16 protein-coding genes are annotated in these 19,372 nt (G+C 37.0%); 10 read left to right on the forward strand and 6 right to left on the reverse strand.

Annotated elements, in window-relative coordinates; all coding sequences use genetic code 11:
- Positions 1-305 precede the first annotated feature (305 nt).
- Entirely contained in the window at positions 306-2,513 is a 2,208-nt protein-coding gene (locus tag CYAN10605_RS16235; RefSeq protein ID WP_041922971.1) for a molybdopterin oxidoreductase family protein, read from the forward strand.
- 337 nt (positions 2,514-2,850) lie between these two features.
- Here the strand turns inward: CYAN10605_RS16235 and CYAN10605_RS16240 are convergent, their stop codons facing one another.
- Positions 2,851-3,657: a DUF3598 family protein gene (locus CYAN10605_RS16240; RefSeq protein WP_015221034.1), complete on the reverse strand. Its 807-nt coding sequence runs from the start codon at positions 3,655-3,657 to the stop codon at positions 2,851-2,853.
- A 124-nt stretch (positions 3,658-3,781) separates the two neighbouring features.
- Between CYAN10605_RS16240 and CYAN10605_RS16245 the strand changes: the two genes are divergently transcribed.
- Complete coding sequence (locus CYAN10605_RS16245) at positions 3,782-4,516, forward strand: class I SAM-dependent methyltransferase (protein WP_015221035.1); 735 nt, start codon at positions 3,782-3,784, stop codon at positions 4,514-4,516.
- A gap of 537 nt (positions 4,517-5,053) precedes the next feature.
- Here CYAN10605_RS16245 and dps read toward each other — a convergent pair.
- Entirely contained in the window at positions 5,054-5,539 is a 486-nt protein-coding gene (gene dps, locus CYAN10605_RS16250) for a DNA starvation/stationary phase protection protein Dps (protein WP_015221036.1), read from the reverse strand.
- A 399-nt stretch (positions 5,540-5,938) separates the two neighbouring features.
- Here dps and CYAN10605_RS16255 point away from each other — a divergent pair, with 399 nt between their 5' ends.
- The 8 genes from CYAN10605_RS16255 (at position 5,939) to CYAN10605_RS16295 (ending at position 15,677) form a co-directional block, all read left to right on the forward strand.
- Complete coding sequence (locus CYAN10605_RS16255) at positions 5,939-7,684, forward strand: beta-barrel domain-containing protein (protein ID WP_015221037.1); 1,746 nt, start codon at positions 5,939-5,941, stop codon at positions 7,682-7,684.
- A 190-nt stretch (positions 7,685-7,874) separates the two neighbouring features.
- Entirely contained in the window at positions 7,875-8,543 is a 669-nt protein-coding gene (gene queC / locus CYAN10605_RS16260; protein ID WP_150109016.1) for a 7-cyano-7-deazaguanine synthase QueC, read from the forward strand.
- A gap of 158 nt (positions 8,544-8,701) precedes the next feature.
- Entirely contained in the window at positions 8,702-9,535 is an 834-nt protein-coding gene (locus tag CYAN10605_RS16265; RefSeq protein WP_015221039.1) for a fimbrial biogenesis chaperone, read from the forward strand.
- A gap of 46 nt (positions 9,536-9,581) precedes the next feature.
- On the forward strand, positions 9,582-12,266 hold the full coding sequence (locus CYAN10605_RS16270; RefSeq protein ID WP_015221040.1) for a carboxypeptidase regulatory-like domain-containing protein: 2,685 nt from the start codon (positions 9,582-9,584) through the stop codon (positions 12,264-12,266).
- 253 nt (positions 12,267-12,519) lie between these two features.
- On the forward strand, positions 12,520-13,053 hold the full coding sequence (locus CYAN10605_RS16275) for a hypothetical protein (RefSeq protein ID WP_015221041.1): 534 nt from the start codon (positions 12,520-12,522) through the stop codon (positions 13,051-13,053).
- Positions 13,054-13,175: 122 nt separating this feature from the next.
- Positions 13,176-13,742 (forward strand): hypothetical protein, encoded by a 567-nt coding sequence (locus tag CYAN10605_RS16280; protein ID WP_015221042.1) that lies wholly within the window; start codon positions 13,176-13,178, stop codon positions 13,740-13,742.
- Positions 13,743-14,006: 264 nt separating this feature from the next.
- Entirely contained in the window at positions 14,007-14,378 is a 372-nt protein-coding gene (locus tag CYAN10605_RS16285; protein WP_015221043.1) for a hypothetical protein, read from the forward strand.
- A gap of 447 nt (positions 14,379-14,825) precedes the next feature.
- Positions 14,826-15,677, forward strand: coding sequence for an SWIM zinc finger family protein (locus tag CYAN10605_RS16295; RefSeq protein ID WP_015221044.1), 852 nt, complete (start codon positions 14,826-14,828; stop codon positions 15,675-15,677).
- A 553-nt stretch (positions 15,678-16,230) separates the two neighbouring features.
- Here CYAN10605_RS16295 and CYAN10605_RS16300 read toward each other — a convergent pair.
- The 4 genes from CYAN10605_RS16300 to CYAN10605_RS16315 all read right to left on the reverse strand — a co-directional run bounded on the left by CYAN10605_RS16300 (position 16,231) and on the right by CYAN10605_RS16315 (position 19,348).
- Complete coding sequence (locus CYAN10605_RS16300) at positions 16,231-16,524, reverse strand: four helix bundle protein (RefSeq protein WP_015221045.1); 294 nt, start codon at positions 16,522-16,524, stop codon at positions 16,231-16,233.
- Between the two features lie 312 nt (positions 16,525-16,836).
- A complete protein-coding gene (locus CYAN10605_RS16305; protein ID WP_015221046.1) occupies positions 16,837-17,931 on the reverse strand; it encodes a Get3/ArsA fold putative tail anchor-mediating ATPase NosAFP in 1,095 nt (364 codons plus the stop codon).
- 86 nt (positions 17,932-18,017) lie between these two features.
- Positions 18,018-18,218 (reverse strand): cytochrome b6f subunit PetP, encoded by a 201-nt coding sequence (gene petP / locus CYAN10605_RS16310; protein WP_015221047.1) that lies wholly within the window; start codon positions 18,216-18,218, stop codon positions 18,018-18,020.
- A gap of 92 nt (positions 18,219-18,310) precedes the next feature.
- Complete coding sequence (locus CYAN10605_RS16315) at positions 18,311-19,348, reverse strand: FecCD family ABC transporter permease (RefSeq protein WP_015221048.1); 1,038 nt, start codon at positions 19,346-19,348, stop codon at positions 18,311-18,313.
- Positions 19,349-19,372: the final 24 nt, after the last annotated feature.

The raw sequence follows: 19,372 nt of genomic DNA on the forward strand, positions 1-19,372 counted from the left end.
ATTAATTTTCCTGTCTCAAAAAGACAGGTTTTTTTATGAAAGTAATAAGTAATAAGTGAGGAGTTGGAAAGATAGGATTAAGAATTAGGAGTTAACTATTTTCATTCTTTATTCTTCCATTGCCCATTGAAAAATCATATCTAAAATCAGCAACGCCAAATTTAGATGCAAAATAACCATAAATAAAATGCAGAAAAAAGAATACTTTAGATCTTCCGTATCAGAAGATACATTTCTTAACAAAATCTGGTGACAAGATTAAACACACGAAATCCGAGGTTTTATATATTGATTAGTCCTAGATGATAAGTGAAAAAGTTACCACAGTTTGCCCTTATTGCGGTGTTGGTTGCGGTTTAGAAGTTCAGCCCCCTGCTTCTCAAGGAAAAGCGACAAATAGAGATTCGGAGGGTACTCCCATTTGGAAAGTAATGGGCGATCGCACCCATCCTTCTAGTTTAGGAAAAGTTTGTGTGAAAGGAGCAACGGTAACCGAAGCGATCAATAAAAATCGCCTTAAATATCCTTTATATAGAGAAACACTACAGCAAGATTTTCGACAAATTGATTGGGAAGAAGCCTTTAACCTAATCGTTAAACAAATTCAGTTAGTGAGCAAAACTATCGGAGTTGATGGTATTTGTATGTATGGCTCAGGGCAGTTTCAAACAGAAGATTATTATGTTGCTCAAAAATTATTAAAAGGTTGCTTAGGGACAAATAATTTTGATGCCAATTCCCGTTTATGTATGTCCTCGGCGGTTTCAGGTTATATGGGCAGTTTTGGGGCGGATGGTCCTCCTTGTAACTATGAGGATTTAGAATTAACAGACTGTGCTTTTTTGGTGGGAACAAATACCGCAGAATGTCATCCCATCGTTTTTAATCGTTTACGAGCATATCATAAGAAAAATCGTCATGTTAAGATGATTGTGGTTGATCCTCGTCGTACAGCCACCGCAGAAGCGGCGGATCTTCATTTAGCTATTAAACCCGGTACAGATATTGATTTATTTAATGGTATTGCTTATTTATTATTACAGTGGGGTGCGATCGATACTTTTTTTATTGACGAATGTACAAGGGATTTCCCCGCCTATACACAGATAATTAGTCATTATCCTCCTCAAATTGTTGCCGATAAATGCGGTATTGAAGTTAAAGATTTAGAAACTGCCGCCCGTTATTGGGCAGAGTCGGAAAAGGTGTTATCTTTGTGGTCGATGGGGTTAAACCAGTCTTCTGAGGGAACGGCAAAAGTAAGAACTTTAATTAATCTTCATTTGATGACTGCTACAATCGGTAAAGCAGGATGTGGCCCTTTTTCTCTGACAGGTCAACCTAATGCCATGGGAGGAAGAGAGGCAGGAGGATTATCTCATATTCTCCCGGGTTATCGCAGTGTCAAAAATCCCCTTCATCGTCAGGAATTAGAAGAAATATGGCAATTACCATCGGGGGCTATTTCCGCCAATGTGGGTAAAACAGTATGGGAAATGATTATGGGTTTGGAAAATGGGGATGTGGGTTTATTGTGGATTGCGGCCACTAATCCTGCGGTGAGTATGCCCGATTTAGAAAGGACAAAACAAGCTCTGTTAAAATCTCCTTTCACTATCTATCAAGATGCTTATTATCCCACAGAAACCGCCTATTATGCTCACTTAGTCTTACCTGCCACCCAATGGAGTGAAAAAGCGGGTACTATGACTAACTCAGAACGGGTTGTAACCTATAGTCCTGCTTTTAGTAGTTCTGCTCCTTCTCAGGCAAAAGCGGATTGGGAAATTTTTGCGGAGGTAGGTAAAAGATTAGGATTTGAAAAGTATTTCAGTTTTAAAGACTCTGCTCAAGTATATCAAGAATTTGTCAAAACAACGCGCGATCGCCCCTGTGACATGTCTGGTTTGAGTCATGAGTTGTTATCAAAATATGGTCCGATACAGTGGCCTTTTCCTCTCCGAAGCGATCCCGAAAATCGTTATGGTAGAAGACTTTACACCGATTTGCACTTTCACACCGAAGATGGCAGAGCAAAATTTGCCGCTTTCCATAGCCGAGGTTTAGCCGAACCTCCTAACCCAGATTATCCCCTTGTTTTAACGGTGGGCAGACTTTATGGACATTGGCACACTATGACTCGCACCGGTAGAATTGACAAAATAGTAAAAATGCACCCTGAGCCGTTCCTCGAAATTCATCCCAAAGATGCTCGTAAATATCAATTAGAAGATGGTGAATTAGTTAGAGTTGTATCTGTTCGAGGAGAAGCTAAATTTAAAGTGAAAATAACAAGTGCGATCGCACCTTCCACCGTTTTTGCACCCATGCACTGGGGTTTTCTCTGGGCAGAAAATGCCGAAGCCAATAGCCTAACCCATCCCCATTCTTGTCCTATTTCCAAACAGCCAGAATTAAAAGCTTGTGCCGTCAATTTAATTAAAGTTAATCAAATTCCTACAGAAATCAAGCAAGAGACAAAAGGCAAGGGAGAATTGACAATTATTAATTAACTTCAGTTCGGTTTAAGAATATCCGATAAGGTTAGGTGTCAGGTGTCAGGTTGCAGGTGGTAGGGGTTTTTAGCAAGGGGCTTAAGCCCCTTGTTTAAGTCAGTTCGGATTAAAGCAATTTTATCGTTATTTCTAAGAAGCTATAAGGTTTTCTGACTACGAGAAAATAATGCTTTCAGCTTATCCAAAACTCAAGTTAATTAAAAAAGGGCAAAGGTAAATAGTTGATAATTAATAACTTCTAATGTACGGGCGAATGGCCATTCGCCCCTACCTAACTCCTAACTCCTAACTCATTACTTGTTTCTCCCTCTCTCCCTATCCCCTTATCCCCTAATCAGGACTTAATTTCCCGTACCAAAGTGATACTAACCCATCTTCCTTGATCATCATATTGTCTAATTAAACGTAATCTCATATTCGTTTCTACTAACCAACCAAATTCAAGAAAGAAACTTTGACGATTTTCAATTTTTACAGGAGTGGTAGAAGATGCACCATCGGGCAAAAGCAAAACTCGATTTTCTTTATTTCCCTGATTAAATGTAATGATGTTATCATTGATAGTGCCTTCAGAAGAATAGTTCATAAAAGGGGTTTTTAGGGTTTGTTTGAGAGTGTTTCCTTCTCGTTTTAAAGTTAATTGAGTTTGATATGGTTCACTATTACGCCAGTCTGGATATAATGTTAGCGCTTCTCCTCGCCATTCTCCTTCTAGTTGTTCAATGGTAAGATGCTCCCTCTCTATTCCTTCTCCTCCCTCCCGAAATTCTCGAATAAGAGTAACAGAGTCGAAATTACTATCTTTATCAAACAATTGTACTAATCTACAACGGCGATCGCACCTTACATAACCATATTCTGCCCCGAAAACGGAAAAAGGACTAAACTGTTGAGAGCCTTTGGCAAAATGACCATCTTCAAATAAAAATATATTACGATTCAGGCTACTAAATTCATTGACTACAGGATTAGGGTTTCCATCTCTAGCCAGAGTAAATCTAATGGTTTTACCATCATCACTACCGAGAGTTAATTTACTGGAAGTCTCTTTGAGTAATTTACCGTGAGGAGAAAACTGACTGAACGAGCCTAACCAAACTCCTGAGTTTTTTAGTAAATAAGACCACTGTGAGGAAGACATAAGACGATATTTTAATTAAATTAACTGAGATTATTTTGTTATAAAACTACGAACATCAGGCTATAATATACTATCATAAATATTGCTAAAATTTCCCTTAATTGATACTAATAAAATTGTTAGAATGAACCAGTCAAAAGAAATAGATAAAGAGAATTTAGTTAAAGAGGTTGCTAAAATAAAATACTGGCATCATTACATAGATTTTGGTGCAGGGGTAGAAACAAAAACAGGAAAAGAAGGACGATTTTGTAAGAAATTTCAAAACTGGATTTTAAGTGGTATTCCTCAAGATTTAACAGGAAAAACTGTTTTAGATATTGGTGCATGGGATGGTTTTTATTCTTTTTCTGCGGAAAAAAGGGGTGCAAAAAGAGTTTTAGCCACAGATTCTTTTATTTGGGAACAGAGGCAATTATATGGTTTAGATGATAATTTTTGGCGTGATTTTGGAGCGGGAAAACAGGGTTTTGAATTAGCAAGAAAAATGTTTAATTCCCAAGTAGAGGATTACAATATTGATGTTTTAGATTTTAATCCTGAAAAAATTGGTACTTTTGATGTGGTATTTTTTTTAGGGGTTTTATATCACATGAAATATCCTCTTTATGCTTTAGAAAAAGTAAGAAGTGTTACCAAAGAGTTGCTTATTTTAGAAACTCATATAAGTTTATTTTTTAGCTTATTTCCTGTACCTTTAATGCGTTTTTATCCTACTAATGAATTAAGTAAAGATGTAACAAATTGGACTGGTGCAAATATCGCTTTGGTTAAATCATGGTTGTTAACCGCAGGTTTTAGTAAAGTGGAGTTAGTCAAATGGCGAAAAGATAGAGCTATTTTTCACGCATGGGTGTAATTTATGAATTAACCTCAGTTCGGTTTAAGAATATCCGATAAGGTTAGGTGTCAGGTTGCAGGTTGCAGGTGGTAGGGGTTTTTAGCAAGGGGCTTAAGCCCCTTGTTTAAGTCAGTTCGGATTAAGGCAATTTTATCGTTATTTCTAAGAAGCTATAAGGTTTTCTGACTAGGAGAAAATAATGCTTTCAGCTTATCCAAAACTCAGGTTAATTAATAAGAAATTAATTCACTATCAAATTAAAGATATTTGTTTTGGTTTAAATTGATTTTTATTAAGATAATTAATCTCAAAAAATTGTACCTTGATTTGTAATGCGATCGCGTTTATCAGTCTATTATTAAGTACGATAAGCTAATCTGCATTTAATTTCGTCTGGTTAAGACAGACAAAGGGCAAAGTTAAAAGGGCAAACCCCCCTTTCTCCCCCCTCGAGAGGGGGGAGGGCAAAGGTAAATAGTTGATAACTAAAAATTAAGAATTAAAAACCCCTAACTCTCATTTTTCCCTAACACCTGAAATCCTCAAAACTCAGAATTAGTGTAAATGAGCTTCTAAAAACCAAAGACGCTTATCAATAGTACGAGATATTTCTGTGTATAAATCCGCAGTATCTGCATCGCCTAAATCATCAGTTTTAGATATAGCCTCTCGCACATGAGCCGCATAAGTAGCATAGCGATCAGCCAAAGCAGAAACATGATCTAAACCTGCGGTAATCTCTAGTGGATATTCTGGTAAAAGTGAGGTTTGAGACGCAACTCTAGCCGTGCCTAAAGCAACTCCTGCCAGTGCGGTGACTCTTTCTGCTACCATATCCACATATTCTTCCAATTCTCCTGCCATCTCGTCAAAAAGTTCATGAAGTTGAAAGAAGTCATTACCTTTTACATTCCAATGGGCTTGTTTAGTTTGGGTTTTTAAGTCTAGGGTTGTTGCTAATGTGAGATTGAGAATTTGTACTACTTTTTCTCTTATTTCTGCACTTAAGTCAAGACGAGTATCGTATAGTTTAGCGTTCATAAAATATTTTTAGGTTTTTGTTGCCTTATTATGTCAAGCATTTGACATGATCTATTTTTACTATAGCAATCCTTTTTTTTATTTTGCCGAAAACTATTTTATTTTTTAACTAACGTTGCCAATTCTATCAAAAAGATAATAGTGAATAATTAAGAATTAAAAACTCCCAACTCCCATCCTTATTACTTATTACTTGTTTCCCCCTCTCCCCTCATTCCCTCATCCCCCTTTCTTTCTACCCATTACTCATTTTAAGAATTATTACTTTTTCCCCTCAGACAATAGTCCCCTAAATAGATTGGTATATAAAGGAAACTTAACTTTGATCTATTAAACTAACTATACGCTCTGAAATTAACTATCTAAAATCACAATTAAATTAAACTTAAACTATTAATCATGGCAGAATCTAAATATAATGGTAAACAATATCAAGCAAACAATGCTAACGATACATTACTAACAACTCCGTCAACAGAAAATAACTCTAGCAATGGCACAGCCGAAGGCTCTATCGACTTAGATACTTCTAACTTTGAAAAGGATGTAATTTTAAAACCTTCTCCTGTATGGTCACGAGCAACGATTTGGAGTATTGTGGGTGTAACCACTTTCGCAGTAGTTTGGGCTTCTGTGGCGAAAATTGAGCAAGTTGTAACCGCTCAGGGGCAATTGAAACCAAGACAAACAGTGAAGGAAATTCAAGCTCCTCTTAATGGGGTGGTAAAAGAAGTTAAAGTGGAAGATGGCGATCACATTCAGAAAGGTGAATCATTATTGGTGTTCGACTCTCAAGCTAGTCAAGCAGAATTGGAATCTTTGGAAAAAATTAGAAATAGTTTGATTCAAGAAAATAAATTCTATAGAACTTTGTTTAATGCACCTTTAAGCCCGAATATTGTAGAACAGGAAGTAATAAGACTTAAATTACCCCCTGAAATTTCTGCACTAGCCTTAAATCGCACTGCTTTGGTGACAGAAAATCAACTTTATCAAATGCAACTATCCGAAGATTCCAATATCGCATCCTTAAAACCAGATCAACTTGCCAGACTACAAGCGGCATTTGCAGAATTAGATTCTCGCTCTAGGGCTGCAGAATTAGAAATTGAACAACTGGAAAAACAATTAAACCAAAATCAGGTACAAATTGAAGATGCAAAAAAACAACTAGCTAATGATCGTCGAGTATTACAAGAAATAGAACAACGAAATAGAGAATCCATTGCTCAAGCCGAAGAAAGTTTGCGTATAGACAGGGAAATATTAGAAAGTATTTTACCTCTTTCCGAAGAAGGGGCATTAGCTACAATTCAAATTGAAAGACAAAAGCAACAAGTGCAAGACCGTCAAAGGGATTTAGTCGATCGCCGCTCTAATGGTATTATTGAACTGGAAAACCAAAAACAACAAGTGCAAACCCGTTTAGCAGAAATTCAACAATTAGAAGAAGAAAAATCTCGACTGTTACTTGACATTAATCAGGCACAACAAGAATTTCAGAATACTATCGCTATTACAGAAAAAGATGTGCGCGATCGCATCGCAGAAAATAAAAAACGCATCGCAGAAATTGACAGTCAAATTAACAAAGTAGTCGTAGATAATGAGAAGCGTATTGCAGAGTTAAATAGTCAAATCAGTGCCGCTCAACAAACTATAAAGTATCAAGAATTGAAAGCCCCTGTATCGGGAGAAGTATTCGATTTACAAGCTAGTCCGGGGTTTGTGCCAAAAAGTGGTCAAGCAGAAGCACTGTTAAAAATTGTACCTGATCCCGGTCCTGATAATCCTCTTGTTGCCGAAGTTTATGTTACTAATCAAGATATTGGTTTTGTTCAACCGGGGCAAGAAGCGGATGTGCGAATAGACTCTTTTCCCTATAGCGAATTTGGAGATATTAAAGGTAAAGTATATTTCGTTGCTTCAGACGCTTTAGAACCAGATCAAATTTATAATTTTTATCGTTTCCCTGTCAAAGTAGAATTAGATGCTCAAAACTTAATGATTCGTGGTGAAGAGGTTGACTTACAGTCAGGAATGTCTGTTAGTGTCAATATAAAAGTAAGGGAAAATCGTACTGTATTAAGTTTATTTACCGAACTATTCACCAAAAAAGTGGAAAGTTTGAAACAGGTTAGATAACACCTTTAGGAATTAGAAATTAGTAATTAGTAATTAAGACAAGGCAACGGGCAATAGTTTGAGTTCAGAGTTTGGGGTTAAGATAAGAAAGAAGTTTCCCTTTATCACCTCATCTCCTCATCTCCCTAACACCCTGAAACCTGAAACCTGCAACCTGACACCTGAAACAATTTTTATCATTTACACCAAAATTAGATTCAATATTGTGAAAAAAGCCATTGTTTTATTATCAGGAGGATTAGACTCTGCTACCAGTGCTGCGATCGCAGTTTCCCAAGGATATGATACTATCGCTCTTTCTTTTCGCTATGGGCAGAAACACGCTAAAGAATTGGAAATAGCCCAAAATCTTGCCCCGAAATTGGGAATAAAAGAACATTTTGTCATTGATGTTAACTTATCTCTTTGGGGAGGTTCATCTCTGACTGATAATAATTTAGCTATTCCCCAAGAAGGAGTAAACCCTCAAATTATCCCCTCAACCTATGTACCCGGAAGAAATACCGTTTTTATTGCGATCGCACTTTCCCTTGCCGAAGCTGCGTCTGCAGAAGCAATATATTTAGGCATTAACGCCGTTGACTATTCGGGCTATCCTGATTGTCGCCCTGAATATTTACAAGCATTTCAAAATTTAGCAAATTTATCGTCTAAAGTAGGTATTGAAGGTAAAACCCCTCAATTAATAGCTCCTCTCATCAATTTATCAAAAGTAGATATTATCAAAAAAGCCCTTAGCTTAAATGTACCCATAGATGAAACTTGGTCTTGTTACCAAGGAGGAGAAATTCCCTGTGGTGTTTGTGATTCTTGTCGTATTCGGAATGAAGCCTTAAAACAATTAGGAATTAGTAATTAATGAATAGTGAATAGTGAATAATTAATAATTAATAACTCCGAACACTCATTACTCATTACTCGTTACTTATTACTTTCTCCAACACCTGCAACCTGAAACCTGAAACCTGAAACCTAACCTTATCCGACATTCTTAAACTGAACTGAGGTTAAATTACAATGTTTATCAAAACAAATCTTGTCCAAAAAATACTTTCCACTCTAATCTTTTTTTTTCCCCTTAACTTGATTTGGGCAAATCCCACTTATGCTCAAATAGGAGTTTCTCCCCTCGTTATTCAAGAAAATACAGAAAGAGGAAAAGCACAAGGTATTATTAATGTTCGTAATACCACCAATGAACCCATTAGAGTTAGAGTCTATACAGAGCCTTTTATTTATGACCGAGAAAAAGGATTTCAAACGGTAGAAACCAATGAAGCTGATTTAAGCCCCTATCTAAGATTTTCTCCCACGGAAATGACTATTCCCCCCGGTGCAGAGCGTAGGGTTCGTTTTTTAGCACAGTTTCCTCCCAGTTTGCCCGATCAAGAATATCGAGCGGCTATTTTTTCTGAAACTCTTAGACAAGCTCAAGATAATCAACAAAATACGGTAGGTATTATTGCTCGTATCGGAGTCACAGTATATGTTCGCAAGGGTTCTTTACAACCCAATTTAACCCCAGAAACCGCCACTTATAATCCTCAAGATAATACTATTCGTCTATTGGTAAAAAATACGGGAGAAGCTACCGCTTTACCAAAAATAGCTTGGCAACTCAATCAAAATGGTTCGACTATTGCCACAGGAGAAGCCCCAGAAACCACCGTTATGGCTGGAAGCGATCGCATCATTAATCTTGCATTAATCGAAAAAGATGAAGCAACCCAAGAAGATAAACCCATAAGATTAAACAAAGGACAATATCAACTTAGTGGACAATTAGTATGGCGAGAGGGAAATAATAACCCTAATATCATCCCTTTTGAAACTACAATATCCATAGATTAATCGATCTAATGATCAATATTGGTGTGAGGAAAAATACTCATAAATCATGTTACGGAAATATATTCGTTTATTTCCCATAATTGTTGTTGTCCATTTCTTTGGACTTATTATACCTCCTGTTCGTTTTTCCTTCCTCAATGTCGGTATTTGTCCTTCTTTTGCTCAAGAAGATAAAACCAGTATTGACGATGCACCATTAGATAACTCTGAACCGGTGGAATTTGATTTATTACCCATCGGTATCAATGTTGAGAAAAGAAATATCCTACCATCAACCCTAGTCAAAGGAGCAGAAGACGGCACTCAAGCTCTTAATTTTTCCTTCTGGCTCATTCCTTGGGAAGACATAGTTGAGGTATTACAATTAAAAATCGAGGAACAAAGTGAGGAAAGTTGGCAAATTACCGCCCCCGGATTAGTCACCGAAATTAACCCAAATGAGTTAACCCGAGACGAAGATTTAGGACTAGCTATTACCCCTCAACAAATCGAAACATGGTTTAAAGTACCCACGGAATTTAACCTTTTAGAGTATGCTATCGTCTTAAAACCCCCATGGTTAGGATTACGTTCTAATTTAAGACAGTATCAAGAAATTCCTGTGGTTACAGATGGTTTGCCCCTTGTTTCCCCTCCCATATTTAGTTTTACGGCTATTGGTAATGAAGCAACTTTTAGTGGTTCTCCTGACTCGGAAAATAATCTCTATGATGACCGAGGAAATCTAACTGCGATCGGATCTTTTTTGGGCGGCGGATGGTTTATTAGCACCAATCAAGATGACCTTTACAATAGCACACAATGGAATATTCAAGAAGCTCAGTGGTGGTATCAGGGCGATCGTGCCGATTATATAGTTGGTTCTCAACCCACATTTTGGCGAGGAGAAGGAGGAGGTAATTTTTGGGGATTAACGACGATTCAAAGGTGGGGATTTACCCCAGAAAAAACTAGATTTGGCGGTTTTTTTAGCCCTCAACAAAGATTACAAGCTAATGATTTACCCCGTACTATTACAGGAGAAGCCCCTCCGGGTACTCTTGTTCAATTAATACAAGGTTTTGGCGCCCGTGTGGTTGCTCAAACTTTAGTGAATGAATCTGGAATATATGTATTTGAAAATATACCCATAAGACAACAATCCTATCAAGTCAAACTATATGCCGATGGACTCTTAAGCAATGAGCCAATTATTGAAAATATTAATTTCAGTGATATTCCCGAATTGCTACCTAAAGGAGCATCCGTGTTAACTCTTACTGCAGGGGCAAGGAGAGAAACTATAGAAGATAATCTTTTTGGGGAATTTAATACGATTGGGGCTGGTATGGCTTATCGTTATGGTTTATTGGAAGGTATTACTCTCGGTGTTGGTTTTTACAATGATAATGAGTCATTTCGTAGTCTAGGAGAAATTTTCTATCAACCCAATGGTATTCCCCTGCGATTTTCTGTTTCTGCCCTAACAGGAGACTTTGATTCCCCTTGGGAATTAATTTCTCGCCTTTATTACAATCCTTCTCCTAATTTTTACTTAAGCGTAGATGCAGATCGTTTTGGACAAAGAATGAATCTTAATTGGCGATTATCCCGTAATCTTAACTTCACTGCCACAGGTAACTATGATGATGATAATCCTTATATTTCTGCTGGACTAGGTTTATTTTTTAGCGGAATCAACTCCTCTACCAATATTCGAGGAGAAATCGGCACTAATGATGAACTTAATTGGTACTTGAGTCAACGTTGGGGAAGTTTTTATCTTAACCACAGAGGAGATAGCGATCGCACCGATACAGAAATTAGTTATAATCTTTCAGGGAAAAGTTACTTTGGTGATGGACATTCCTTAATCCTCGACTATGAAACCCAAAACAACAATAATCGTAGTGACTATATCGGACTGTTGAGATGGCGCTATCGTTCCGAAGATCGCTTAAATGGTGGTTTACCCCTCTGGGAATATGATTTAGGCTACGGTGTCGGTTCTCGTGGTAGTGGGTTTTACACCTCTTTTTCCACTGGCTTTATCCCCGGTTTAACCCTCCGTTTGCGTTACCAAGATTTTTCCATTTCCTCTAGTAACCGTCAGTTTATCATTGACATATTTCCCCGCTTTAATGTCCAAAATGGAGTTAGAACTATTACCAGTGAAAGAGACTTTGATAATCTTCGTTCTCAGGGGGGATTATGGATTAAACCTTTTTATGATAAAAATGGCAATGAAATTTTTGATGATAGTGACGAAATTTTCACCGAGGACGCAAATTTATTGTTAATCTTAAATAATCGCCCCATTCGTTCTTCTTTGCCCGAAATTCAACCTGATGGAGTATTTGTAGTTGTACCTCCAGATACCTATCGCCTTGATTTAGATGAAGCTGGTTATCCCTTTGATTGGACTCCTACCATCACAGCCTTGGCGGTAAAAGTTGTCGCAGGAAGTTATACAGAAGTTTATATACCTTTTGTCTTGTCCTATACCTTTGCTGGAACTCTTACAGATGAGGACAATAAACCCATTGGTGGTGCAAGAGTGGAAGCAATACCAGAAAATGGAGGAAAAACGATTTCTTCTATTACAAATGGTGCAGGGGTCTTCTTTTTGGAAAATTTAAAGCAAGGACAATATAATTTAAGAGTTAATGGTGAAATTCCCACACCTTCAGAGGTTATAATAGATGACCAATCAGAACCTTTCCAAGAGTTAAACTTAAAAATAATAAACTAAAAATGATACCATCAGATATTTTTCTGGGTGTCTTCGGGTTTTTTCATAAATATTGATTAACTTTATCAAATCTTTACAATACTCGGTTAATTTATTTCCATGTTTCTACGGATTGGAGATCCTATCGTTTTTGGTACGATTAAACTATAGGTGAAAAACAGTGTAAATATTTAAGTACACTGAATAAATATCATAATTACTTAAATTCACGAAAACTATCAAAGTAAACTCTACATTAACTTAACTCAAACCCATGAATATTAAAAATTATTCTGCTAAATTAGCTGTTGCTTCTGTTGCTCTTGTTTCTTCTGTTATAACTTTTGCTCCAAAAGCGATCGCTCAAACTGCAACTTTTTCCTTTACCAGAGAAATAGAAACGGGATGTGTCTTTATTGGTGGTACAGATGCAGGTAGTGGCTCTGTTACTACAGAGAGCGAACTAACAGAAGATCTTGTTAACAATACACTCTCTGGCAATAATACAGATATTAGTGTTGAGTGTAATTTTGATGGAGGAACACTACAAATAACTGGCGTCACTGAAGGTACTAATGAAGTAACTCTCAATAGTGACAATAATTTGACTGCAACCCTTGGCTTAAATAATAATGCTAGTGTTCCCTCTTTAACTGCAAATCGAGGTGGTTCTTCTACAACATCTGAACTGGATGCTGGAACTACAGATATGACACTACAATTACTTGCAGATTTTGGTGCTGGCAGTCAGACTCTCCAAGCGGGTTCTTACTCTTATGAAGTGCAGGTAACATTAGCAAATAACTAGGATTTATTGCTTGTATTTGAGATAAAGAACAATTATTTCACTCAACATAAATAATTTCTCATACTAACACACGGTGCTTAAAAGCATTTAACCGATATTTTCATTAATTTTTAAATAAGTAGATGTTTATACGAGAGGGCAAACTTCTAACCACTTATTTTTTTATATCCTTTGTTGGTTTGGGGTTTATTTTTGCAAAATCCTCTCAAGCTCAAACAGCTATTTTTAATTTTCAAACTACTATCGGTGGCGAGTGTGCTTTTTCCAATATTCAAGGGGGTTCTTTGCAACTTAGTGAAGACGGAAAAACTTTCTCTAGCAACGTACCCGCCACTGCCACTCTTACTTGTAATCTGACAAATGTTAGTCTTACATTAAACCCGCCAGAGGTTTCTACTATTTCGGCTCCTTTTAATATCATTTCTTCTACAGCTACTGCAACTTATCAAGAAAATAATCCTATTACTTATCTTTTATCTGGTGCAGTTGCGACAGGTAATATCGTCACCTTAGAAGCAACCAATAGCTCTCCAGACTCCAGAACATATACAGGGCTTACACTTGGCTCTTCGGTTTTAAGAATAGGGGGAAGCCGAACGATAACAGTTAATATGAGTGCAACAAGTGATACTGAAGTTTCTGCTGGTTTGTATCGCTTTATTGTTCGTTTTTCTGCAATTCCACAATGAAAGTCAATTTTTATGCGAATTTGTGAACTACCCAACAGATAGCGGTGTAGTGGATTTCTTACGTCCTCCTCTACCACGTCTTACATCTGGGCAATAGGCTTTATCCCCCGTTCCAGATCTAAATCCTTAACCATTTATTTTTTATTATCTTTTATTGGTTGTGGGTTTATTTTTGCAAAATCTTCTCAAGCTCAAACAGCTATTTTCAATTTTCAAACGACTATAGGCGGAGAGTGTTCATTCACTAACATTCAGGGAGGTTCTTTGCAACTGAGTGGTGACAGAAAAACGTTTACGAGTGACAATCCTGCCACGGCAACACTTACTTGTAACCGCACAAGTCTTGATATTACACTTAATCCGCCAGAAGTTTCCACAAATTCTGCTCCATTTATTATCGCTTCATCTTGGGCAACTGCAACCTATCAGGAAAATAGTCCGGGTAATTCCCCTCAACCCGGGAATATTATTACTTTAACTGCTACTAATGGTTCTCCTGCTTCTAAGACTTATGGAAACAATCGCAGAATGGAAGGAAGTCGTGATCTGACAGTTAATATGAGTGTAACTAGCGATAATGAGGTTTCAGCGGGTTTATATCGCTTTAATGTTCGTTTTTCTGCTACTCCAAAATAGTATTCAAATTCAACTCAATGCAAGAATATCTGGTAAAGGTAGGTTTCATCTTTATCTAACATCACCTGAGTTCGATATAAAGTTGTCTGGTGATGGTAGGAAATTTGGGGAAATCACCCCTCTGTATCTCCCCTTAAAAAAAGAGAAAGGGAGCAGGGAATGGTATTTAAAATTGACATAAACAGAGTTTAAATTTGGTTTTAAATAAATTTTTCCTCAATTTAATGATTTTTTTCGGGGAAAATTTTGCTAACGATGAGTCTCAACTCTTTATTTTTTAATGGCTTTTTCGTCAAACTCAGGTAAAATCGGGTTATTTTTCTACCAAGTATAGTAAAAATGATCTGTATATAAATCCCTTAATTCCCATCATTTTCATGATAGATTTAGTGAAATGAGAAATAATTTTGATTTTGTTCTTCAGAGAGAGAATTTTTTGTAGTAAAGATGATTGAGAGACAGTGGTGGGTAGAAAAATGGCTAGAGTTACTCGACTCATACCGTTTTAAAAAGAGGTTAGAAAGAGGACGTAACTATTCCAGAGAAGGAAATGTCCTTAACATAGAGTTTAATAAGCAATCTCAACTAATTGCTCAAGTACAAGGCACAGAAGAAAAACCCTATCGAGTCACCTTAGCTTTAGATGCTTTTTCCGATGAAGATTGGGGATATGTAATTGCGACTATGTCAGATAAGGCGATGCTCTCTGCTCAATTATTGGTGGGAGAAATGCCTTTAGAAATTGAACAGGTTTTTATCAAAAATGGCTTAAGTCTTTTTCCTTTTAATTTAGCAGATGTGCGATCGCGCTGTACTTGTCCAGATAAAGCTAATCCCTGTAAACACATCGCCGCAGTTTATTACCAATTAGCAGATCGCTTTAGTGAAGACCCTTTCATCATATTTCAATTAAGGGGAAGAAGCAAAGCCCAAATTTTAGAGGCTTTAAGAGTATCTCGTAGTTTGCAATTATCAGGTAAGGAATTTGAACCCGAAAAATTAGGCAAAATTAAATCCCTACCAAAACGGAAAACTAACCCTCACAAAACTTCTGCCCCCTTATCTATCGATAATTTTTGGGAGTATGACGAGCCTTTGGATTCTTCTTTGGTGGTAATTACTCCTAGCACCGAAAATAAGACCATCATTGACGTTTTAGGAGATATTCCTCTACCTTACAATGACTCTCAAGCAGTTATGCAATATCTTACCCAAGTTTATCAGCTTGTTCCTTCTAAAGCAATGACTATCGCCGAAGGTACGGCTACGCCGAGCTCAGAAGGTGCTAGTTCATCATAGGGTTTTTGGGGTTCAGAGTTGCTAATTGCTAATTGCTAATTTTTAATTCCCAGTGCATCGTTGCCCATCTCCCCTTTTAAGGGGAGACACAGAGGGGTTTCCCTATTGCCTTGTCTTAATTAATAATTACTAACTGATGTTACGCAAAAAGATAATTAGTTGTTGTTTTGAGGTATCAGGTGTCAGGTATCAAGTGTCAGGTTTAAAGTCAGAAAAATTCACCCTTTTTTATTTTGACTTAGTTTTTCGATTAAACTATGTAACATTCTGCCAATTTCCTCACATTTGTTTAAAGTAACTTTTAATTCTTGCTCTTTAAGATAACCTCAGTTCGGTTTAAGAATATTGGATAAGGGTAGGTGTCAGGTTTCAGGTTGCAGGTTGCAGGTGTTGAGAGAAAGTAATGAGTAACAAATAATGAGTGTTCGGGGTTTTTAATTCCTAATTCTTAATTTTTCCTTTGCCCTCCCCCCTCGAGAGGGGGGATAAAGGGGGGTTCGCCTCTTGCCTCTTGCCTTTTGCCTTTTTTTCTCCATCATTCATAGATGAAAATTTATCCCGAACTCAGGTTAAGATAGCCTAATCGTCCTACAATCATCAAATGAGTTTCTAATTCTTTGAGTGAGCCATTTGCAATAGAAAGATGACGAATATAATCACCTAAATGATTTCTCCCTTTTCCTTCTGCGATGTTGGCAGGAATTGAAACTGCGGCTCTTTGTATTTGACTACTTAAACCATAAATTTCTGTTTTGGGAAATTGAGAAGTTAATTGATAACATATTACTACCAAATCCATTGATTTTTGCCAAACCGTTAAATCTCGATAACTTTTTAGTTCAATCATTTTTATTATTTCCTGAAACCTGAAACCTGAAACCTCCCTTAACTTAACACATCAATAAGTGCGTAACGTCAGTTACTAATTAACCTGAGTTTTGGATAAGCTGAAAGCATCCCAACTCGTAGTCAGAAAACCTTATAGCTTCTTCTTAGAAATAACGATAAAATTGCCTTAACCCGAACTGACTTAAACAAGGGGCTTAAGCCCCTTGCTAAAAACCCCTACCACCTGCAACCTGCAACCTGACACCTGACACCTAACCTTATCGGATATTCTTAAACCGAACTGAGGTTAATTACTAATTGTTGCTCCTAATTAAAGATTTATCACTAAATAAGCGTCTTGAAATTTCGCACCTTTGACAGATTGACCTTTGAGAGGAGAGGGTAAAAATATATTACGTCTTTGATCCCCTGCTGATATAGTAATTTCAGGACCTGATTGACTTAGTTTGACTTGTTTTTTATCAAATCCGGGAAGGAATACTTTTACTTCTCTGGCTACAGTATCGATAATAATTGGTCTGGGGGCTTGTTTTGCCTGAGATTCAAAATCTGGCAGGGCTTGGGTCAAATTTTCCCAGTTATCAGATTTTTTCGAGGGAATACTACTGATGTTTAAGGGTTTAAAGGTTGTAGTTATGTCTTCTGTTATTGAGTCTTGGTTTAATAAAACTCCACCTACGGTTAAATCAATTTGTTGCGCACTTCCCCACCAATATTTACAAGTTGCGATCGCTTCTAATGTTTGATTAGTGACAAGAAAAGCACAAACCCTACTAGGGTCATTAATTGCCTTTTTGCCTTGTTCTAAAATTTGATCCGCTTCTTTAGTGGATTCATTGCTAAGATTATCAGGACTCCATGTAACATTAAAAATGGCACTGCTGACAGGTTGGACAAAAGGAGATAAAGCCTTAACAATGTCAGAGTTTTCTAACAAGTTTTTCACTCGGCGAATGTACCAACTAAGAGTATCAGGAATACCAAACATTCGTAGAGAATTAAGACTGGTTTTTCCGTCATAGATAATGACATCATATTTGGAATCTTGTTCTCGTATATAGTTGAGTGCCAAAGCGCAATCCATACCCGGTAACAATGCTAATTCCTGACCATAAATATTATTTAACACTGGAGAGCGTAAATATTTCGCCTCTAACTGCTTTAATTGTTCCCAACTAGCTTCTAATAACTGGGTACTGTGTAATTGAACTACATCGAGATTAGGACTAATTTCGCTAATTTCTGAGGTAACATTTGCCCCTAATTGTATTGAAAATGAAGGGGTTGAATCTTGGACTGCTAATAATACCTTTTTGCCGATTTGGGCGTATTTTTTCGCAGATGCGATCGCCATTGTGGTACAGCCTACGCCACCTTTACCTAAGAATGTGAGAATAAAAGCCATTGTGTTAAATATAATGAAGTTATGATGAAAAGTGTAGGTAGGAAAAACAGATTAATGTCAATCCCGAAATTTCCCACCCCATCAAACTATTTTACAACTTGAACCTCATCTTCAAAAAACCAACCAGTGGTAGAGTCAGCAAACTCGACAAAAACGCCAATACCGCTACCATCAGTCATTTTAAAAGATTTAATTACTGCAGGTTGCCCTTCTTGAGCTTTTTTGAGAATCTCAGGGGATACTTTTTCTCTGAGACGACAAATTTTAACTTTTTGTCCTACTTCCATAGTAATTTTTCATATCAATTTTTTAACAACTCTTAATTTTAACGGAATTTGGTCATTTTCCATCAATCAGCTTTTTTGAGAGGCATCTTTGACTAACGAGATTTACTTAGTAAAAAGATAAAATAAGGTGCGCCGATAATTGCAGTAATAATTCCACAAGGAAGCTCAAGGGGAGTAAATAATAATCTACCGAATAAATCTGCACTCACTACTAATAAACCTCCAATTAAACCAGTAACAGGAATTAAACCTTGATGAGTATTCCCCACGAGAAAACGAGCCATATGAGGGGCAATTAAACCCACAAAACCTACTGCCCCCGCAATAGCAACACTGGCACTAGAAAGAGCAACACCAGAAATTAAGAGAGTTAATTGTGTTTTTTGTAGAGGTAAGCCTAAACCTTTGCCTAAATTTTCCCCTAAATGAAGACTATTTAACTCTTTGCTCATTATCCAAGTCACCACGGAAAAAATAACAATCCAAGGCAGTAAAATTAAAACCTGTGTCATGGTTTTTCCATATACACTACCTGTTAACCACACTAAGGCTTGAGATACACTATTTATTTCACCAAAAGTTGTAATAATATTTGTAATGGCGGAAACAATAAAATTAAAGCCAATACCTACTAAAATTAAACGAATAATCGAATTGTCTCCTTTCCATGCTATGGCATAAATAGCCAATGCCACTAATATTCCCCCCATAAAAGCGGAAAAAGGTAATAAAGCAATGGGTAGAGAAGGAAAAACCACGATAAATAAGACGGCGGCTAATCCTGCCCCTGCGTTGATGCCGATAATACTGGGATCTGCTAATGGGTTACGGGTAATAGTTTGCATGATACAACCTGCTATTGCTAATCCTATGCCCACTAGCCAAGCGGTAAGGGTGCGAGGTAAACGAAGGGTATTGATAATAAATTGAAAATCTGATGGGGTATCGAATCCCAATAGGGTTTTAATTACATTTACAGGAGAAATATAATATTCGCCATAACTAATGCTAACGGTAATGACAATCAAAGATAATATTATTAAGATTGAGATAGTTTTAGGTACTCTACCATCTAACCATAAAGAAAAAGATGGAAAACGCGATCGAATTATAATCAAAGAATCTTTCATAGCAATCTAAAATTAGCAATATTT

This window comes from Cyanobacterium aponinum PCC 10605 (genome assembly GCF_000317675.1).
In the GTDB taxonomy this organism is placed as follows: domain Bacteria; phylum Cyanobacteriota; class Cyanobacteriia; order Cyanobacteriales; family Cyanobacteriaceae; genus PCC-10605.